Here is a 16,298-nt window from a genome sequence, read left to right as displayed (position 1 = left end):
GGCCCCACTCGAGCGGCGGTCACTCCAGTGCGCTTGCGCGCCGAAAACGCCGATCTGGACCCGTCTCCTGTGCGGGTGACCGCCGCTCTCGACGATCGTTTCGAGAAGGGACCCGCGCGGCACGCGGGTGGACATCGCGTGTCCGGTGGCGCCGACCACCGGCGCGATCGCGTCGTTCGATGTCATGGACATGCCCTCTCCCTCGCGCGGATCCGCCCCGCGGACGCGTCGCGCGGAGCGCTGCGCGGGAGCATCGCGCCGGGACATCGACGCGGAACGGAAGCCGCCGGCGGCGGGGCGCCGGCGCCCCCTGTGGTAAGCTGCCGCCGCCGTGGCCCCTCCCGCGCTCGTCCCGGTCGCGGCCGCCTCATGCTCTCTCCGGATTGCCCGCTCGTCCTTGGTGGCCGCTACCGTCTCCTGAGCGAGATCGGCCGCGGCGGCGCGGGCGTCGTGTACATGGCCGACGACCTCGACGGAGGCGGTTGTGTCGCGGTGAAGGTCCTGCTCCGGACGCACGCGGCCGGCACGGCGGCGGCCTCCCGGTTCGAGCGCGAGATCCGGGCCATGCGGCTCCTCGACGCGCCCGGGTTCGTGCGCATGCTCGACGCCGGCTCCGCCCGCGAGCTCGACGATGCCCCCTTCCTGGTGATGGAGCTGCTGCGGGGCCACGACCTGGAGCAGCTCGTCACCACCCAGGGCAGGCGCTCGCCCGGCGAGGTGCAGCGCTGGCTCGGCGAGGTCGCCGAGACCCTGGAGCTCGCCCACGCGCGGGGCCTCTCCCACCGCGATCTCAAGCCCGCGAACCTCTTCCTCGCGCTCGGCGACGACGGGCGGGAGCGCGTGAAGATCCTCGACCTCGGCCTGGTCAAGGCGGTCGACCCGGGCGCGCTCGGCGCGTCGGGCGGCATCACCGCGACGGGCACGGCGATCGGCACGCCCATCTACATGGCCCCCGAGCAGGCGCGCGGGCGCTCGGACCAGATCGGCCCGGCAGCGGACGTGTGGGCGATCGGCCTCATCGCCGTCCGCCTCCTGACCGGCGACATCTACTGGACCGCGAACAGCATGGCCGAGCTGATGGCGGCGCTCCTCGTGATGCGGCTCTACCCGCCGTCGACGCGCTGGCGGTGGCTTCCGCCCGCGTTCGACGCGTGGTTCCTGCGGTCGTGCGACCGCGACCCGGCCGGGCGCTTCCCTTCGGTCCGCCAGCAGAGCCTCGCGCTGCGCGCCGCGCTCGAGGGCTCCTCGGCGGCCGCCGAGCCGCCCGGCGCCGGCGGGCCGGCGTCGCGGGGGGGCGGCGTGTCCGCAGACATGCTCAGCACCGACACCATCGAGCTCGCAGGTACGGTCGAGGCCCCGCCCCAGGCGCTCGCCGGCGGCGCGCACCGCGACTCGGACCGCTTCCTGCCGCCTCGCCTCGATGGCACCTCGCCGCCCGGCCTCCACGGCGCTCCGCCGCCCGGCCCCCACGGCACGTCGCCCCACGGCCTCTCCGGCGCTCCGCCGCGCGGCACCACGCCGCCGCCCGGCTCCTACAGCACGCCGCCGCTCGGTCTGTTCGGCTCGCCGGAGGCCGAGCGGCCGCGCCACAACCTGCCCGTCCAGCGCACGCCGTTCGTGGGCCGCGCCCGCGAGCGCGCCGAGATCGCCGCGCTCCTGCTCGACCCGAGGGCCGGGCTGCTCACGCTCACCGGCGTCGGCGGCACCGGCAAGACCCGGCTCGCGCTCCAGGTCGCCGAGGAGCTCGTCCCCGCGTTCCCCGGCGGCGTCTGCTTCGTGCCCCTCGCGTCGCTGTGCGAGGCGGCGCTGGTGCCCTCGGCGATCGCGCAGGCGCTCTGCCTCGGCGAGGGCGGCGCGCGGCCGGACCTCGAGCGCGTTGTCCAGTTCCTCCGCGACCGCCGCCTGCTGCTCCTGCTCGACAACCTCGAGCACCTGACGGCCGCGGCGCCGGCGATCGCGCACCTCGCCGCGAGCTGCCCGCACCTCTCGCTCCTCGTGACGAGCCGCGCCGCGCTGAACCTCTCGGGCGAGCGGCGCTACGTCGTGCCGCCGCTGGAGCTGCCGGAGCCGCGCGACGTCACGGTCTCTGCCGCGCTGGCGAGCTCGGCGGTGAGCCTGTTCTGCCGCCGGGCCGCCGCGATCAAGCCCGGCTTCCAGCTCGGCCCCGACAACGCCGCCGAGATCGTGGAGATCTGCGCGCGCCTCGACGGCCTGCCGCTCGCGATCGAGCTCGCCGCGTCGCGCCTGCGGGTCCTCACCCCCGCGGCGCTGCTCTCGCGCTTCGGCGACCGCGGGGCCGCGGGGCGCGCCTCCGCGCCCGCGGGCTCGTTCCGCCTGCTCACGGGCGGCGCGCGCGATCTGCCCGAGCGCCAGCAGACCATGCGCGCCGCCATCGACTGGAGCTACGGCCTCCTCGATCCGGAGGAGCAGCTGGCCTTCCGCACTCTCGCCGTGTTCGCGGGCGGCTTCTCGCTCGCCATGGCGGACCAGATGTGCGCCTTCCGCGATCCGGCGCTCGACGCGCTCGGGATCCTCGAGTCGCTGATCGACAAGAGCCTCGTGCTCCAGGTCGCGGGCGAGGAGCCGCGGTTCCAGATGCTCACGATCCTCCGCGAGTACGGCCTCGATCGGCTCGCGGAGGAGGGCGCCGCGGCGGCGTGCAACCGGCGCTTCGTCGAGCTGTCGCTGGAGCTCGCCGACAGGGCGGCCGAGGCGCTCGGCGGGACCGAGCAGGCCGCGTGGCTCGCGGCGCTCGATCTCGAGCACGACAACCTCCGCCTCGCCCTGGAGCTCGCGCTCGCGGGCGCCGACGCGGGCGCCGCGGTGCGCCTCGCCGCCGCGCTCTCGCGGTTCTGGTACATCCACGGGCATTACCAGGAGGGCCGCGCGTGGCTCGGCCGGGCGCTCGCGGGCGCCGCGGGCGTCGCGCCCGAGCACGTGGCCTCGGCGCTCCGGGGCGCGGGGCGGCTCGCGCTCCTCCAGTGCGACTACCGCGAGGCGCGCGCGCTGCTCGAGCGGGGCGCGACGCTCTACCGCGAGCTCGGGGACGAGGGCGGGCTCGCCTCGGTGATCCAGATCCTCGGGAGCGTCGCCCGGGAGCAGGGCGACTACGAGCGCGCGCTCGCGCTGCACGGCGAGAGCCTCGCGCTGGCCACGCGCCGCGGCGACACGCTCGAGGCGGCGCGCGCGCTCGGCTACTCGGGCTTCGCGGCGTGGCTCTCGGGCGACACCGCGCGCGCGGAGGGCGCGTGCCGCCTCGCCCTGCCGGAGCTCCGCCGCGCGGGCGATCGCGAGGGGACCGCGACGGCGCTGCTCTACCTCGGCTGCGCGGCGCTCTACCGCGGGGAGCTCGGCGAGGCGGCCCGCCTCTGCGAGGAGAGCGAGGGCCTGTCGCGGCAGGTGAAATTCAAGGAGGGGATCGCCTGGACGAGCAACATCCTGGGCCTCATCGCCATCGAGCGCGGCGATCTCGCCCTCGCGGAGCGGCGCCTGCGGGCGAGCCTGCGGCTGCACCGGGAGCTCGGCGATCTCTGGCGCTCCGCGAGCGTCCTGGAGGCGCTGGCGCGCGCGGCGGTCCGGGCGGGGAAGGCGGAGCGCGGCGCGCGCCTGCTCGGCGGCGCCGCGGCGCTCCGCGAGGACATCGGCACGCCGGTGCCGCCCATCGAGCGGCCGGCGCTCACCGAGTGCGCCGCCGCCGCGCGGGCGGCGCTGGGGGGAGCGGTCCACGAGGCCTGCCTCCTCGAGGGCCGGGGCGCTGGGCTCGACGCGACGATCGCGGCGGCGCTCTTGGAGTGAGCCCTTTCGCGTCGCGTGAGGGAACAGGTCTTCAACGCGAGTGAACGGGGCGGTTCGAGCAGGATTTTGCGCCCTGGAAACAGTGCGGTTCGCTTCCGTCGTCGAGCGCGCCGTGCTCGATGGTGGACATGAAGAGCGCACGATGGTTGTTCGCAGGGTTGATCGGGATGATGTTGGCCTTGCCCGCATGCTCCGATGACACGCAGGAAGGCTCGGGCGGCGGCACGGGAGAGGGTGGCGGCGGCGGCACGGGAGAGGGTGGCGGCGGCGGCACGGGAGAGGGTGGCGGCGGCGGCACGGGAGAGGGTGGCGGCGGCGGCACGGGAGAGGGCGGCGGCGGGACAGGTGGATTCACGGTCACCGGACCGATCTCCGGAGAGACGGCTCCAGAGGACGCCGTGGTGGCCGTCGTCTGGGTGGTGAGCTCGTCCAGCCCCGACTACGGCTTCCGCTTCGGCGAAGGGACGGTCTCCGGCGCGACGTTCACCGTCGGCTTCGGGTCGGCGCCGCCGCGCGAGGCGATCAACAGCAACGGTGTCGGCATGGGCTTCGTCATGCTGCTCGCGCCGGGCACCCAGGTGCCCGAGGGCGAGATCGACTCCGATGTGCTCGATGCAGCGCTCCTCGGGGCGAGCTCGCGACACGTCATCGTCTGGCACGAGACCTCCGGCGAGGGATTCGGCTGGTCCGAGAGCTTCCCGGCCGGGTTCGGCTGCGGCAAGTGCGTCGCGGCGCCGCAGGGCGAGGGGTTCGACTCCTACGAGCCGGTCGACTGCTCTGAAGTGGAAGTCCAGGCCACCTCGGACCCGGATTCGCTCGAGTTCTGCAACTGGACCTGACGTCGCGACTTGCTCACCGCGCGCCCGAGCCTTCTCCCGCCGCCCCGCTCCGCCCCGCGGCCCGGCCGAGGCGCTCGGCCAGGCGGCGGAGCTGGTCGATGAGCTCCTCGGGCTCGTGCACCTCGAACTCGAACCCCATGAACCCGAGGTGGAACGCGAGCGCGTCGAGGCTCCCGCCGCCGGTGTGGACCACGCAGCGGTCCGGGGCCAGGTCCTCGATGCGCCCCGCCACGCCCGAGAGCCGCTCCGAGACGGCCTGCGCGGGCGCGTGCACGGTCACGCGCGCGCGGATCGGGTAGGCGTCCGTGGAGACCGACTTCGACACGTAGGCGGCCACGTCCTCCGCGGGCAGCGGGCGCGGCTTGAAGCGGCCCGCGGTCTTCGGCCTTCCCTGGATGCGATCGACGCGGAACGTCCGCCATGCGCCGCGATCGAGATCGTACGCGAGCAGATACCAGCGGTGGCTCGTGTGCACGAGCCGGTACGGCTCGACGGCGCGCGTGCTCGCGGCGCCGCTGGCGCTGCTGTAGTCGAAGCGCAGGATCTCGGCGTCGCGGCACGCGTTCGCCATGACGGCGAGCGCGTCCGCGTCGACGGTGGGGCCGCCGTCGCCCAGCCGCACGCTCACGGCGCCCAGCGCGGTCACCTTGCGCCGGAGCCGCTTGGGGAGCACCTGCTCCAGCTTCCCGAGCGCGCGGACCGACGCCTCCTCCAGCCCCCTCACGGGCCCCGTCGCCGCCGCGCGCAGCCCCACGGCGACGGCGACCGCCTCGTCGTCCTCGAGCGGCAGCGGCGGCAGCTCCTTCCCGGCGCCGAGCTGGTATCCGCCGCCGATGCCGGTGGCCGCGTGGACCGGGTACCCGAGGCTCCGGAGCCGGTCCACGTCGCGCCGGACGCTGCGCTCGGTGATCGCGAGCTCGCGGGCCAGCTCGCCGCCCGTCCAGAAGCGCCGGGATTGGAGCAGCGACAGGAGCTTCAGCAGCCGCGCGGAGGTCTGGACCATGTGCCGCTTCTCTCCTTGCGGACCGAATCTGTCCGCAACCCAGTCTAGCTTCCTCTCATCCCGCAGGCGAGGCGCCCGAAGGCGCCCCGCCCGCCCAATCCCTGGAGCTACCGCCCATGAGCAACGCCGCTTCCGAGCACACGACGACGACCCCCGGCCTCCGGACCTACAAGGGCAGCTGCGTCTGCCGCGCCGTCCGCTTCGAGGCCGACTTCGACCCGAGCGCCGGGACGACGCAGTGCAATTGCACGATCTGCACGAAGACGAGGGCGTGGGGCATCATCGTGAAGCCGAGCGCCTTCCGCCTGATCGCCGGCGAGGAGGTCCTCGGCGACTACTCGCGGTACGAGGCCGGACATGCCCGGTTCTGCAAGACCTGCGGCATCCGCGTCTTCGGGCACGGGAACATCCCGGAGCTCGGCGGCGAGTTCTGCTCCGTGAACCTGAACTGCCTCGACGACGCGGACCTCACCGGCGTCCCGGTGGTGTACCTCGACGGGCTCCACGATACGTGGGCGCCGATCGGCTCCACGACGTACGTGAGTCCGTTCTCCGCCGCAAAGGTGGCTTGAGTTGGAGCGAGTTGGAGCGCGCCGCGGCTCGGCCTCGCCGCTGCGATGACGACGGCGCTCTCGGCGCGAGCGGCGCTCAGCGCCCGCCGGCGTCGTCGGGGAGCCCGTCGGCGGCCTTCGGTCTGCCCTGGGTGCGATCGACGCGGAACGTCCGCAATGCGCCCCGATCGAGATCGTACGCGAGCAGGTACCAGCGGCGGCAGGGCGCGGAGGTCTGGACCCTGTGCCGCCTCTCTCCTTGCGGACCGAATCTGTCCGCAACCCAGTCTAGCTTCCTCTCATCCCGTCATCCCGCGGGCGAGGCGGCCAATGGCCCCCCCGCCCAATCCCTGGAGCTACCGCCCATGAGCAACGCCGCTTCCGAGCACACGACGACGACCCCCGGCCTCCGGACCTACAAGGGCAGCTGCGCCTGCCGCGCCGTCCGCTTCGAGGCCGACTTCGACCCGAGCGCCGGGACGGGGCAGTGCAACTGCACGATCTGCGCGAAGACAAGGTGGTGGGGCATCATCGTGAAGCCGAGCGCCTTCCGTCTGCTCGCCGGCGAGGAGGTCCTCGGCGACCACTCGCGATCGGAGGCCGGCCATGCCCGGTTCTGCAAGACCTGCGGCATCCGCGTGTTCGGGCACGGGCACCTCCCGATGCTCGGCGGCGATTACTGCACCGTGAACCTGAACTGCCTCGACGACGCGGACCTCACCGGCGTTCCGGTGGTGTACGTCGACGGGCTCCACAACACGTGGGCGCCGATCGGCTCCACGACGTACGTCGATCCGTTCGCCGCCGCGAAGGTGGCTTGAGCCGGAGCGCGCCACGGCTCGGCCTCGCCGCTACGATGAACGACGGCGCTCTCGGCCTGAGCGGCGCTCAGCGCCCGCCGGCGTCGTCGGGGAGCCCGTCGAGCAGCGGAACGAGCACCCTGGCGTCGATCGGCTTGACGAGGTGCAGCCGGAAGCCCGCTGCGTCACTGCTGCGCTTGTCGCTGTCCTGGCCGTAACCGCTGAGGGCGATCAGGATCGGCGGGGCGTCCTGGAGGCGCGTGTGGAGCTCGCGCCCGAGCGTGTAGCCGTCCATCACGGGCAAGCCGATGTCGAGGATGGCAATCTGGGGCCGGAAAGCGTCCACGAGCGACAGCGCGCGTGACGCGTCGTGAGCGATGCGCACCTCGTGGCCGCTCTTGCTCAGCATCTCCGCGATCAGCTCGGCGCCGTCTCGGTTGTCGTCCACGACGAGGACGCGCCGGCGCCGCGCCTGCGGCGGCCTCGATTGCGGCGGGCGGGCCTCGGGCGCCGCCGAGGGCGGGGCCGCCGCCGCCGGAAGGCGCACCGTGAACTCGCTCCCTCGACCGACGCCGGCGCTCTTCGCGCTCACGGCGCCCCCGTGCATCATCGTCAGCGTTCGCACGAGGGACAGCCCGAGGCCGAGCCCGCCCAGGGCCCGGTCCGAGCCACGTTCGCCTTGCACGAACATCTCGAACACGTGGGGCAGCAGGCTCGAATCGATGCCCTCGCCGTCGTCCCGGACGCGCAGCACGACGTCGCCGCCCTCGCGGCGGGCGGTCACCTCGATGTGGCCTCCGGGCGGGGTGTAGCGCGCGGCGTTCGTGAGGAGGTTGTTGACCACCTGGGTGAGGCGCACCTCGTCGCCCTCGATCGCGAGGCCCTCGGCGGGCACCGACACGGTGAGCTCGTGCCTTCGCTGCGAAACGAGCGGCTCGGTCGCCTCGACCGCCTGCTCCACGACCCTCGCCAGCTCGAGCCACTTCTTCGACAGCGTGACCTTGCCGCGCGCCACCCGCGCGACGTCGAGCAGGTCGTCGACGAGCCGTATCAGGTGCTGCGCCTGGCGCGCGATCACCTCGCGTTCGCGCGGCGTCGCGACGTTGCCGCGCAGCTCCATCAGCTGGACCGCCGTGAGGATGGGGGCGAGCGGATTGCGGAGCTCGTGCGACAGGAGCGCCAGGAACTCGTCCTTCTGGCGCGCCACCTCGTGGAGCCGAGCCTCTGTCTCCTTGAGCCGCGTCACGTCGACGAGCGCGCCGATGGCGCCGCGCGGCTCGCCGCTCGGCTCGCGCAGCGTCACCGCCCCGCCGTACAGGTGGATCGCGCGCCCGCCCGGGAGCTCGAGCACGATCTCGTGGGGCCTCACCTCGTCGCCGCGCGCCGCCCGCTGGAGCGGAAGCTCCCCCGGGGGCACGCCCGCGCCGTCGACCAGCACCTTGAACCCGCGGTCGTCTCCCGCGCCGAGGGCCGTCCGTGCCAGGTTCTGCCCTGGATCGCTCCCGAGGAGCGCGTGCAAGGCGCGGTTGCCGTGCAGCTCCTGGCAGCCAGGGTCGCGGGCGACGAGCACCGCGGCCGGGACGGCATCCATCAGCACCGCGAGCTCATCTGCGCGCGCTCGCGCGAGCGCTTCGGCCTCCTTTCGATCATGCATGTCGAACACGGCGGCCACCCATCGCGTGACCTTGCCGTCGTCGCCCCGGATTGGCGCCACCCGGCCGAGGTGGAAGCGATAGACACCCGCCCGGGTGCGGATCCGGTATTCCATCTCGCACGCGGTAGAGGTGGAGAGGGCCGCGGCGAAGCACCGCTGCACGTGCTCCCGATCGTCGGGGTGCACGGCGGCGAGCGCGCCCTTGTCCCGGAGCGACCCCTCGCGGCTGAGGCCGGTGAGCTCCGTCCATTGATCGTTGACCCAATCCAGGCGCCCCTCGGCGTCGCACGTCCAGATGATCTGAGGCAGCGCGTTGGCGAGCTTCCTGTAGTCCCCCTGATCGCCGTCGTCAGAGCTCATATCCCCTCGACGCGTGATACCGGCCTTTCACGCCCAGATCACATCCGACCAGGACAATCTCGTTCGTCTCGGGCGGCTTGATCGGCGCACGGACGGGCATGATAAGGCCACTTATCACGTGTGGCGCCCACAGACAATCATTGCATCTCGGGCGCTCGCCCCGGCGAAGGCACGAACGCGCCGGGGCTCGAATGCGAGCGCGCTGTGCGCGGCGTTACGGAGAGGTCGCTTTGACGACGCCGTTGATGATCGCGTCCAGGTCCACGGCGTTCGCCATCGCCTGGTACCCGGCGTCGTTCGGGTGCAGCTTGTCAGCGTCGTAGGCCGGGAGCAGGCGGCTCGGATCGGCCGGGTCGCGCAGGGCCTTGTCGAAGTCGATCACCCCGTCGAAGGCGCCGCTCGTGCGGATCCAGGTGTTCAGCTTCTGCCGCTCCTGCTCGCCCTTGGCGGTCCCGTAGTCGCCCTTGTAGGTGCCGGTCGAGCCGGCGAACGGCACCAGGGTGCCGCCGTAGATCTTGAGCCCGGCGGCGCGGGCAGACTGGATGATCTGCTGGATCGCCGGGATCAGTTCCGTGGCCTTGGCGGAGCGATCGCCGATGTCGTTGATGCCTGCCAGCAGGATGATCGCGCGCGCTCCGGGCTGGGTCAGCGCGTCGCGCGCGAGGCGGGCAGGGACGGGGTACCCGAACTGGAGCTGGGGACGGACGGTGAGCAGCTCGTTCCCGATGATCCCGGCGTTCACCACGGCGAGGGTCGGCCCCTTCCGGCTGGCGAGGCGCTGCGCGAGGTAATCGGGGTAGCGATGGTTGTCGTTCTTGGTCGACAGATATCCATCCGTGATCGAATCGCCGAGCGTGATCAGCGTGCCGACGACGTCCGGCGAGGCCTTGACGTCGACGCCCGATACGGCCATCCAGCACGAGATCTTCCGCGTGAACTGCTTGTCAGCGCCGTTCCCTGTCTGGTTGCCCGAAGCGAGGAAGTTGTCCTGTGCGGCAAAGTAATGTTGCGTGATCGGCCCTGTCTTGACCGGAAGGTGGACGTTCACCGCCAGCGTCTGCAGCGGCTGGACCTTCAGCGCCACGGGGTCGCTCACCGCCTCGCCGCCGGCGGCGATGAGGATCGATGTCTGGCCTCCGAAGCGCAGCGGTTGTGAGCTCCCCGCGACCGTGGCCGCGCCGCCCGCCGAGAGCGCGACCGACGCAGAGCCCACCTTGAGCGGCTCGCTGCCGCCCGCGTTGGAGATGCGCACGCGCACGGAGCTCCCGCCGGCGCTCACGCGGACGATGTTCCGGACCGTCTGGTCGGCGAGGCCGACATCCGAGGGACAATCCTGCGAGTTGAACGTGCCGCCGGGCGTCGGGCTGCTGTGCCAGGCGGAGACCCATCGCCCCTCTGGTGCCTTGTCCGCGGCCAGCGCGGGGCGCCCCGGCGCGGCGGTCATCAGCGCGATCGCCGCGGCGATGAGGGGACCTCGCGGCGAGGGGCGGCGCTTCGGTCCGGGCAGATCGAGCGAGGAGCGGCGAGCGTCGCGGCGCGCCGAGGTGACTCCGTGGTGTCTCTGTTGATGTCCCATCGGTTCTATCTCGTTGGTTCGCGTGGAGCGCGGAGAGCTCCCCTGGCTCCTCGGGGGCCGCGCGTTCGCTTCGCCCGACGTGATCCTCGAAACTGCGGGAGATGGGCCGTGGCGCGGCCAGGAGGCAGGGTGCCAGCGCGGGGAGGCGGGAAAAGGAAATGCAAACACTTCGGGGGCGTCAAGCCCGATCTGCCCGGGGGGACAGCGCGCTTTTCTGCGAGCCGATTCGCCCTGGAAAAATGACGTGGTATCGAAACTCGCCCACGCACAGAAGAGGCCGCCGTCGGCTCTCGCGGGCCTCGGTGCTCGGCAGCGGAGTAGCAAGTCGCGAGCCGCGGGTTCGCCGCTCGATGGTGGGAGCGCCGCCTGCTGCGCGCGCCGAGCGTGCGTTGATGAGAGCGGGCGGGGCGAGCCGCTCAGAGCGCCGCGCTGACTTCTGTCGCCGGCGAGCGTGAACAGATCGGCATTCGGGGAGGGCATTCCCCATCGGCCTGTCCACGTTGGCGCTGCAGGCAGCGCGGCTCTCGTGCAACAATCGGCCGATCAGGGTGAGGGTCACGGTGTCGCCAGAAGAGATGGAGATCGAGGCGCCGAGCGGCCACGACGAGGAGATCGGCTGCGTGGCCTCCCCCTACCAGGGCGGGTGCCGCGAGCCCTCCGCTGCGCCGGGCGAGCTCGTGGAGCGCGCTGCGCTCCGCATGGCGCGCGCGGCCGATCTCGACGAGCTCTCGGGGCTCCTGCTCGACCAGGCGATGGAGCTCGGCGCGCGAGCCGCCTACCTGCTCCTGACCTCCGAGGACACCGGCGAGCTCGGGCTCCATTCCGATCGCCACCTGCCCGCCGAGTTCCGTCGCTGCCTCGCGCGGGTCGCGCGGGGCGCGCCGCTGCTCGATGCATGGGCGGCGAGCTCGGGTCGGATTCAGGTGATGAGCGATGTGCGCTCGCTCGATCGGGGGCCATCCATGACACGTGATCTCTGCGCGCGGATCGACGCGCAGAGCGCTGTTTCGATGCCCCTCTGCGTCCGCGATCGCTGCCTTGGCGTCCTCTCCTTTTGCCTGCCCTGCCCTCCTCCCCACGCCGGCGCCGAGCTCGGCGCGCGCGCCGCGCTCTTCGCGATCGGCCTGGACAGCGCCCTCGCGCGCGAGGGGCGGGCGCGCGCCGAGGCCCAGCGCGAGGCGGTCCGGCGGTCGATGGCCCAGGAGCTCCGACGCACGAGTCACCTGGAGGGGGCGCTCCGGGAGAGAGAGCAGCGCTTTCGGGCGATCTTCGACGGGGCCCTCCAGTTCGTCGGCCTGCTCTCGCCGGAGGGCATCGTCCTCGAGAACAACCGCACCGCTCTCGAGTTCTGCAGGGCCACGGAGGCAGAGACGATCGGCCGTCCGTTCTGGGAGCTGACGGGGTGGAGCCCCGGGCACAGGGAGCGCGTCCGCGCCGGCGTTGCCGAGGCCGCGGCGGGCCGGCTCGTGCGGGACGAGATCGAGGTGATCGGAGCGAGCGGGCGGCGCTGCATCGACTTCTCCATCAAGCCCATCACCGACGACCGTGGCAGGGTCGTGATGCTCATCCCCGAGGGGCGCGACATCACCGAGCGCAAGCAGATGGAGCAGGCGCTCCGCGAGAGCGAGGAGCGCTTCCGGCTCACCTTCGAGAACGCGCCCGTCGGCATGGCCATCGTCGCGCTCGATGGGGGGTTCCTCCTCGTCAACCACGTCTACTGCGAGATCGTGGGCTATGGGGCCGACGAGCTCTCGAAGCTCCGCTTCCAGGACATCACCCACCCCGACGACGTGGACACCGACATGGGCCTGGTCGAGCGGCTGCGCCGCGGTGAGATCCCGCGCTATCAGCTCGCCAAGCGGTACATCCACAAGAGCGGCACGATCATCCACGTCGTCCTGCACACCTCCGTGGTGCGCGACGAGGAGGGCGAGCCGGTTCACTACATCGCGCAGGTGGAGGACGTGACGGCGCGCAAGCAGGCCGAGGAGGAGCGGGAGCGCCTGCTCGCGCAGCTGGACGCCGAGCGGAGGACGCTGCAAACGGTCTTCGACAGCGCGCCCATCCCGCTCCTGCTCATCGATCGAAGCGGCGTGGAGCGCCTGCTCGCCAACCCGCACGGGCGAGATCTCACCGGGGGCGCGGAGGAGCGGGCGCGGTGCGTCGGTCGCGTGCGGCGCCCGGACGGCGCCGCCCTCGATCTGGACGAGCTGCCGTCGAGCCGGGCGTTGCGCGGCGAGACGATCCCCGGCGAAGAGCTCCTCGTCACCAAGACGGACGGCTCTGTCGGGACGTTCCTTATCGCCGCCGCGCCGCTCCGCGACAGCGCGGGGAAGATCACGGGCGCCATCGTCGCTGGCGAGGACATCAGCGCGTTGAAGGAGCTCGCGCGCATGCGCGAGGAGTGGACGAGCATCATCGCTCATGATCTGCGTCAGCCGATCACCACGATCGTCCTCAAGGCCTCTCTGCTCGCGGCGGAGCCGCAGTGCAGCGACAGGGCGCAGCACATCCTGGCCAGCGCGATGCAGCTCAACCGGATGATCGACGATCTGCTCGACGCCTCCCGCCTCGAGTCGCATCGGCTGGATCTCAGGCGCGTCGAGGTCGATCTGCCAGCGCTCATCCGGGCGACGGTGGAGCGGACGGCCGACGCGACGAGGGGACATCGGGTCGACCTCGAGGTGCTGGACGGGGGGCCGCCGCTTTGGGCCGATCCCGGGCGCCTGGAGCAGGTGCTCACCAACTTGCTGTCCAACGCGGCCAAGTACGGCGCGCCCGGGACGCCGATCAGGATCGCGGTGGAACGGCGGAGCGGCGAGGTGTTCGTGGCGGTCGAGAACGAGGGGAAGGGGATCGCTCCGGACGAGCTGCCGAGGCTCTTCACCCGCTATTACCGGACGCGCGAGGCGAAGGCGGGAGGCGCCGCCGGGCTGGGCATCGGGCTCTACATCGTGCGAGGGCTCGTCGAGGCCCACGGGGGGCGGATCTGGGCGGAGAGCGCGCCCGGGAAGACGACCTTCCAGTTCACGCTGCCCTGTCCCAGCTAGGCCTGGTCCGCGCGGCGCTGGGGGCTTCGAGCTCCGCGGCGTTCCGCCGGCTCCCGTGCTTCGGGGGGGCGACGCGGTGAGGACGGCGGCTCGAGGAATGCTCCGCGACGCATTTGCGTTGAATTTGCCGTGGCGCGGTGCGGTAATCGCCCGAGGAGCCCGCCGGGTGCTCGGGCGGCGCGGCGCGCGGGATCACCATGGACAGGGACGCGTGACGGGCGGACGAGACAGCGGCGGGGACCTTCCGGCGGGCGAGAGCGTCCCGCCCGCGCCCGTCGAGGCGAGCGGCCCCGAGGGCGCGCCCGGGGCCGAGCTGCGGTCCGTCGCGGCGGGCGGCGCCACGCTCTGGCTCACGCAGGCGCCCGGGTTCTCGCTGTGGCGCGGCGAGGTGGCCGCGCCGGATCGGCTGCGGATCGAGGGGCGCGACGGCTACCTCCACGAGCTCCGGCTCGAGCCCGTCGGCGATCTGCGGCTCGGCCGCGTGGAGCGCGTGGGCGACGAGCGCAACGAGCTCGTCTACCCCGACGTGGCGTCGAGGCTCGCGGCCTCGCTGCGCCACGACGGCGTCCGCTGGTGGCTGCGCCGCCGCGACGAGTGCAGCGTGCCCGTGCAGGTCGGCGCGCGGCACCTCGCGCGCGGGGAGGAGTCGCCGCTCGTGCACGGCACCTTCGTCTGCGTCGGCGGCATGCGCGCGACGTTCTTCGATCGCCGCTACGCCGCGCTGTCGGTCCCCGCCGGGGCGGTGGACCCGGCGACGGGCCTGCTCGCGCGCGCCGGGCTGGAGCAGGAGTGCGCGTCGCTCCTCGCGCGGAAGGGCCAGGGCGCGCTCGTCCTGCTGCGGCCGATCGAGGCGGGCGCGCCCTCGCGCGCGGCGGCCGCGCTGGTCGCGGTGCACCGGCTGTGGCCGGATCGGCCGGTCGGCGACGCGGACGGCACGGCGGTGGTGCTCGTGCGGGGCGGCGCCGCGGAGGCGGCCGCCGCGGCCCGGCAGGCCCTGGAGGCCGCCGAGGCCGCGGGGCTCGGGGCGTTCGCGTGCGGCTACTTCACGGTCGCCGGCGAGGCGGACGTGGCCGGCCGCGAGGTCGAACTCGGCCTGCACGCGATCGCGTCGCTCGCGGCGGAGCGTGAGCGCGGCGCGTCGCTCGCGGCGGAGCGCGAGCGGGGCGCGTCGCCCGTGGCGGAGCGTGAGCGCGGCGCGCCGGGGGCGTCCACCCCCGTGGTGGAGCTCCGCGACGGCGCGGCCAGCGCGCGCTTCGCCGCGCCGTTCGAGGTGATCGAGGCGTCGCGGAGCGGGCGCCGGGCGACGGTCCTGTTCGGCATCGAGGAGCAGAGCGCGCTCGGCGGCGTCGGGCCGCACGTCATCGGGGCGCTCGCGCAGGAGCTCGCGGCGGTCGTCGCGACCCACGCGGGCGCCGGCGCGCTGATCGCGCCGCTCGCGCCCGGCGTGGTCGCCGCGTGTGTGCCCCGCAAGGCGGATCCGGCGGTGATGGCGAGCGCGGTGCAGTGCGACTGGCACGGCCGGCCGCCCATCCTGGACGGGAGGGTCGAGCACGCGCGGACCCTGTCGTGGGAGCTCCTGCACGACGCCGACGCGGGCGCGCGGGCCGCGGAGATCTCGCGCGAGTGCGGCGATCCGCACGGGGTGCTCTCGGCGCTGAGCGGCGGCCTGCCCTATCCCATCGCGGGGCGGGTGCGGGCGGCGATCGGGGCGTCGAGCGCGATCGAGCGGGTGAAGATGCTGTTCGACGTGCTCGAGGGCACGTGGCGCTTCATCGCGACGGTGCTCGTCTCGGCCTTCTTCAGCGGCGGCAGCGCGCCCCCGACCTCGGCGCGCAGCGGCGTCGCGAGCGGTCCGGGCACGGGCGGTCCGGGCGCGAGCGGGGCGGGCGCGGGCGGGGCGCCTCCCGGGTGGAGCGCGCTCCTCGATTTCCACGGCCGCACGCGCACGCGCGACGGCCTGGCGCTCGGCGCGTGGCGCGAGCTCGCGCGCACGGCCGCGCGGGCGTTCGGCGATCGCGACGATCCGATCGGCTCGATGGCGAGGGAGGTGCTCGACGTCAAGCTGTCGCACAACCAGACGTTCGAGACGCTCTCGAACCTGATGCAGGCCGAGCGCAACCAGTTCGCGCACGGCCACTACACCGAGGCGCGGGCGGCCGCGGATCTGCCCGACTTCGAGCAGATGACGCGCGCGCTCCTGCGGGCGCAGCGGCCGCTCTGCGCGTGGACGCTGGTGACGGTCGAGAAGACGGAGCCGGACCTCTACGGCGATCTCCAGACGGTCGAGTTCATCGATCACACAGGCCCGTACGCGTCCGGGACGCGGCGGCGCATCGGGCTGAACTCCCCTGTTCGCCTGTCGAACGTGGTCTATCTGGCCCGCTTCCGCGAGGGGCTGATGCTGCCGCTCGAGCCGATGGTGCGGCGGCTCGCGCCGGACGACCGGTTCGATCTCTACTGGATGGACCACCTGCCGCGGCCGGGCACGTGCCATATGAGCGCGGTCGTCGCGGGCCGGGCGGTGAAGGCGCCCTGCGATCCGCGGCGCACGCCGCCGCTCCTGCGGGCGATGCTGGACGCCGCGGGCGGCTGAGCAGCACGGTCGCGCGGCGGGCTCGCTTCGTCCCGTCTCCTGTCTCCCGTCCGCGACGTGGACGGAGCATGCCATTG

General features: G+C 73.3%; 9 protein-coding genes and 1 pseudogene. 6 read left to right on the top strand and 4 right to left on the bottom strand.

Translation table 11 applies throughout. From position 1 onward, the window contains the following. The first annotated feature begins 369 nt into the window (after positions 1 to 369). Both WMF14_RS28925 and WMF14_RS28920 read left to right on the top strand, forming a co-directional pair. A complete protein-coding gene (locus WMF14_RS28925) occupies positions 370 to 3,795 on the top strand; it encodes a protein kinase domain-containing protein (protein WP_437791172.1) in 3,426 nt (1,141 codons plus the stop codon). A 179-nt stretch (positions 3,796 to 3,974) separates the two neighbouring features. After that, positions 3,975 to 4,634: a hypothetical protein gene (locus WMF14_RS28920; RefSeq protein ID WP_437791169.1), complete on the top strand. Its 660-nt coding sequence runs from the start codon at positions 3,975 to 3,977 to the stop codon at positions 4,632 to 4,634. Positions 4,635 to 4,647: 13 nt separating this feature from the next. On the opposite strand, the gene WMF14_RS28915 is transcribed toward WMF14_RS28920, so the two are convergent. Beyond that, positions 4,648 to 5,637: a helix-turn-helix transcriptional regulator gene (locus WMF14_RS28915; RefSeq protein WP_437791166.1), complete on the bottom strand. Its 990-nt coding sequence runs from the start codon at positions 5,635 to 5,637 to the stop codon at positions 4,648 to 4,650. A gap of 116 nt (positions 5,638 to 5,753) precedes the next feature. On the opposite strand from WMF14_RS28915, the gene WMF14_RS28910 reads away from it, so the two are divergent. Continuing rightward, complete coding sequence (locus tag WMF14_RS28910; protein ID WP_272094132.1) at positions 5,754 to 6,209, top strand: GFA family protein; 456 nt, start codon at positions 5,754 to 5,756, stop codon at positions 6,207 to 6,209. A 109-nt stretch (positions 6,210 to 6,318) separates the two neighbouring features. On the opposite strand, the pseudogene WMF14_RS28905 reads toward WMF14_RS28910, so the two are convergent. Next, positions 6,319 to 6,408: pseudogene (locus WMF14_RS28905) on the bottom strand (WYL domain-containing protein); the annotation flags it as partial. 145 nt (positions 6,409 to 6,553) lie between these two features. Here WMF14_RS28905 and WMF14_RS28900 point away from each other — a divergent pair. Continuing rightward, entirely contained in the window at positions 6,554 to 7,009 is a 456-nt protein-coding gene (locus WMF14_RS28900; RefSeq protein WP_272094130.1) for a GFA family protein, read from the top strand. A 67-nt stretch (positions 7,010 to 7,076) separates the two neighbouring features. On the opposite strand, the gene WMF14_RS28895 is transcribed toward WMF14_RS28900, so the two are convergent. Both WMF14_RS28895 and WMF14_RS28890 read right to left on the bottom strand, forming a co-directional pair. Continuing rightward, entirely contained in the window at positions 7,077 to 9,002 is a 1,926-nt protein-coding gene (locus tag WMF14_RS28895) for a PAS domain-containing hybrid sensor histidine kinase/response regulator (RefSeq protein ID WP_437791162.1), read from the bottom strand. A 214-nt stretch (positions 9,003 to 9,216) separates the two neighbouring features. Beyond that, positions 9,217 to 10,578 (bottom strand): SGNH/GDSL hydrolase family protein, encoded by a 1,362-nt coding sequence (locus WMF14_RS28890; protein ID WP_437791159.1) that lies wholly within the window; start codon positions 10,576 to 10,578, stop codon positions 9,217 to 9,219. A 548-nt stretch (positions 10,579 to 11,126) separates the two neighbouring features. On the opposite strand from WMF14_RS28890, the gene WMF14_RS28885 reads away from it, so the two are divergent. Both WMF14_RS28885 and WMF14_RS28880 read left to right on the top strand, forming a co-directional pair. Then, positions 11,127 to 13,628 carry a PAS domain S-box protein gene (locus WMF14_RS28885; protein WP_437791156.1) on the top strand — a complete coding sequence of 834 codons (2,502 nt, stop codon included), beginning with the start codon at positions 11,127 to 11,129 and terminating at the stop codon, positions 13,626 to 13,628. 211 nt (positions 13,629 to 13,839) lie between these two features. After that, positions 13,840 to 16,221 (top strand): hypothetical protein, encoded by a 2,382-nt coding sequence (locus tag WMF14_RS28880; protein ID WP_437791153.1) that lies wholly within the window; start codon positions 13,840 to 13,842, stop codon positions 16,219 to 16,221. Positions 16,222 to 16,298 lie beyond the last annotated feature (77 nt).

The organism is Sorangium sp. So ce693 (genome assembly GCF_051521375.1).
Lineage (GTDB): Bacteria > Myxococcota_A > Polyangia > Polyangiales > Polyangiaceae > Sorangium > Sorangium atrum.
Note: the sequence above shows the minus strand (reverse complement) of the source record. Positions and strands in the feature narration are given on the sequence as shown.

Excerpts from the sequence above, each read along its gene's own strand:
- WMF14_RS28915 (WP_437791166.1), bottom strand. The coding sequence starts at position 5,637 with ATGGTCCAGACCTCCGCGCGGCTGCTGAAGCTCCTGTCGCTGCTCCAA.
- WMF14_RS28910 (WP_272094132.1), top strand. The coding sequence starts at position 5,754 with ATGAGCAACGCCGCTTCCGAGCACACGACGACGACCCCCGGCCTCCGG.
- WMF14_RS28925 (WP_437791172.1), top strand. The coding sequence starts at position 370 with ATGCTCTCTCCGGATTGCCCGCTCGTCCTTGGTGGCCGCTACCGTCTC.
- WMF14_RS28900 (WP_272094130.1), top strand. The coding sequence starts at position 6,554 with ATGAGCAACGCCGCTTCCGAGCACACGACGACGACCCCCGGCCTCCGG.
- WMF14_RS28890 (WP_437791159.1), bottom strand. The coding sequence starts at position 10,578 with ATGGGACATCAACAGAGACACCACGGAGTCACCTCGGCGCGCCGCGAC.
- WMF14_RS28895 (WP_437791162.1), bottom strand. The coding sequence starts at position 9,002 with ATGAGCTCTGACGACGGCGATCAGGGGGACTACAGGAAGCTCGCCAAC.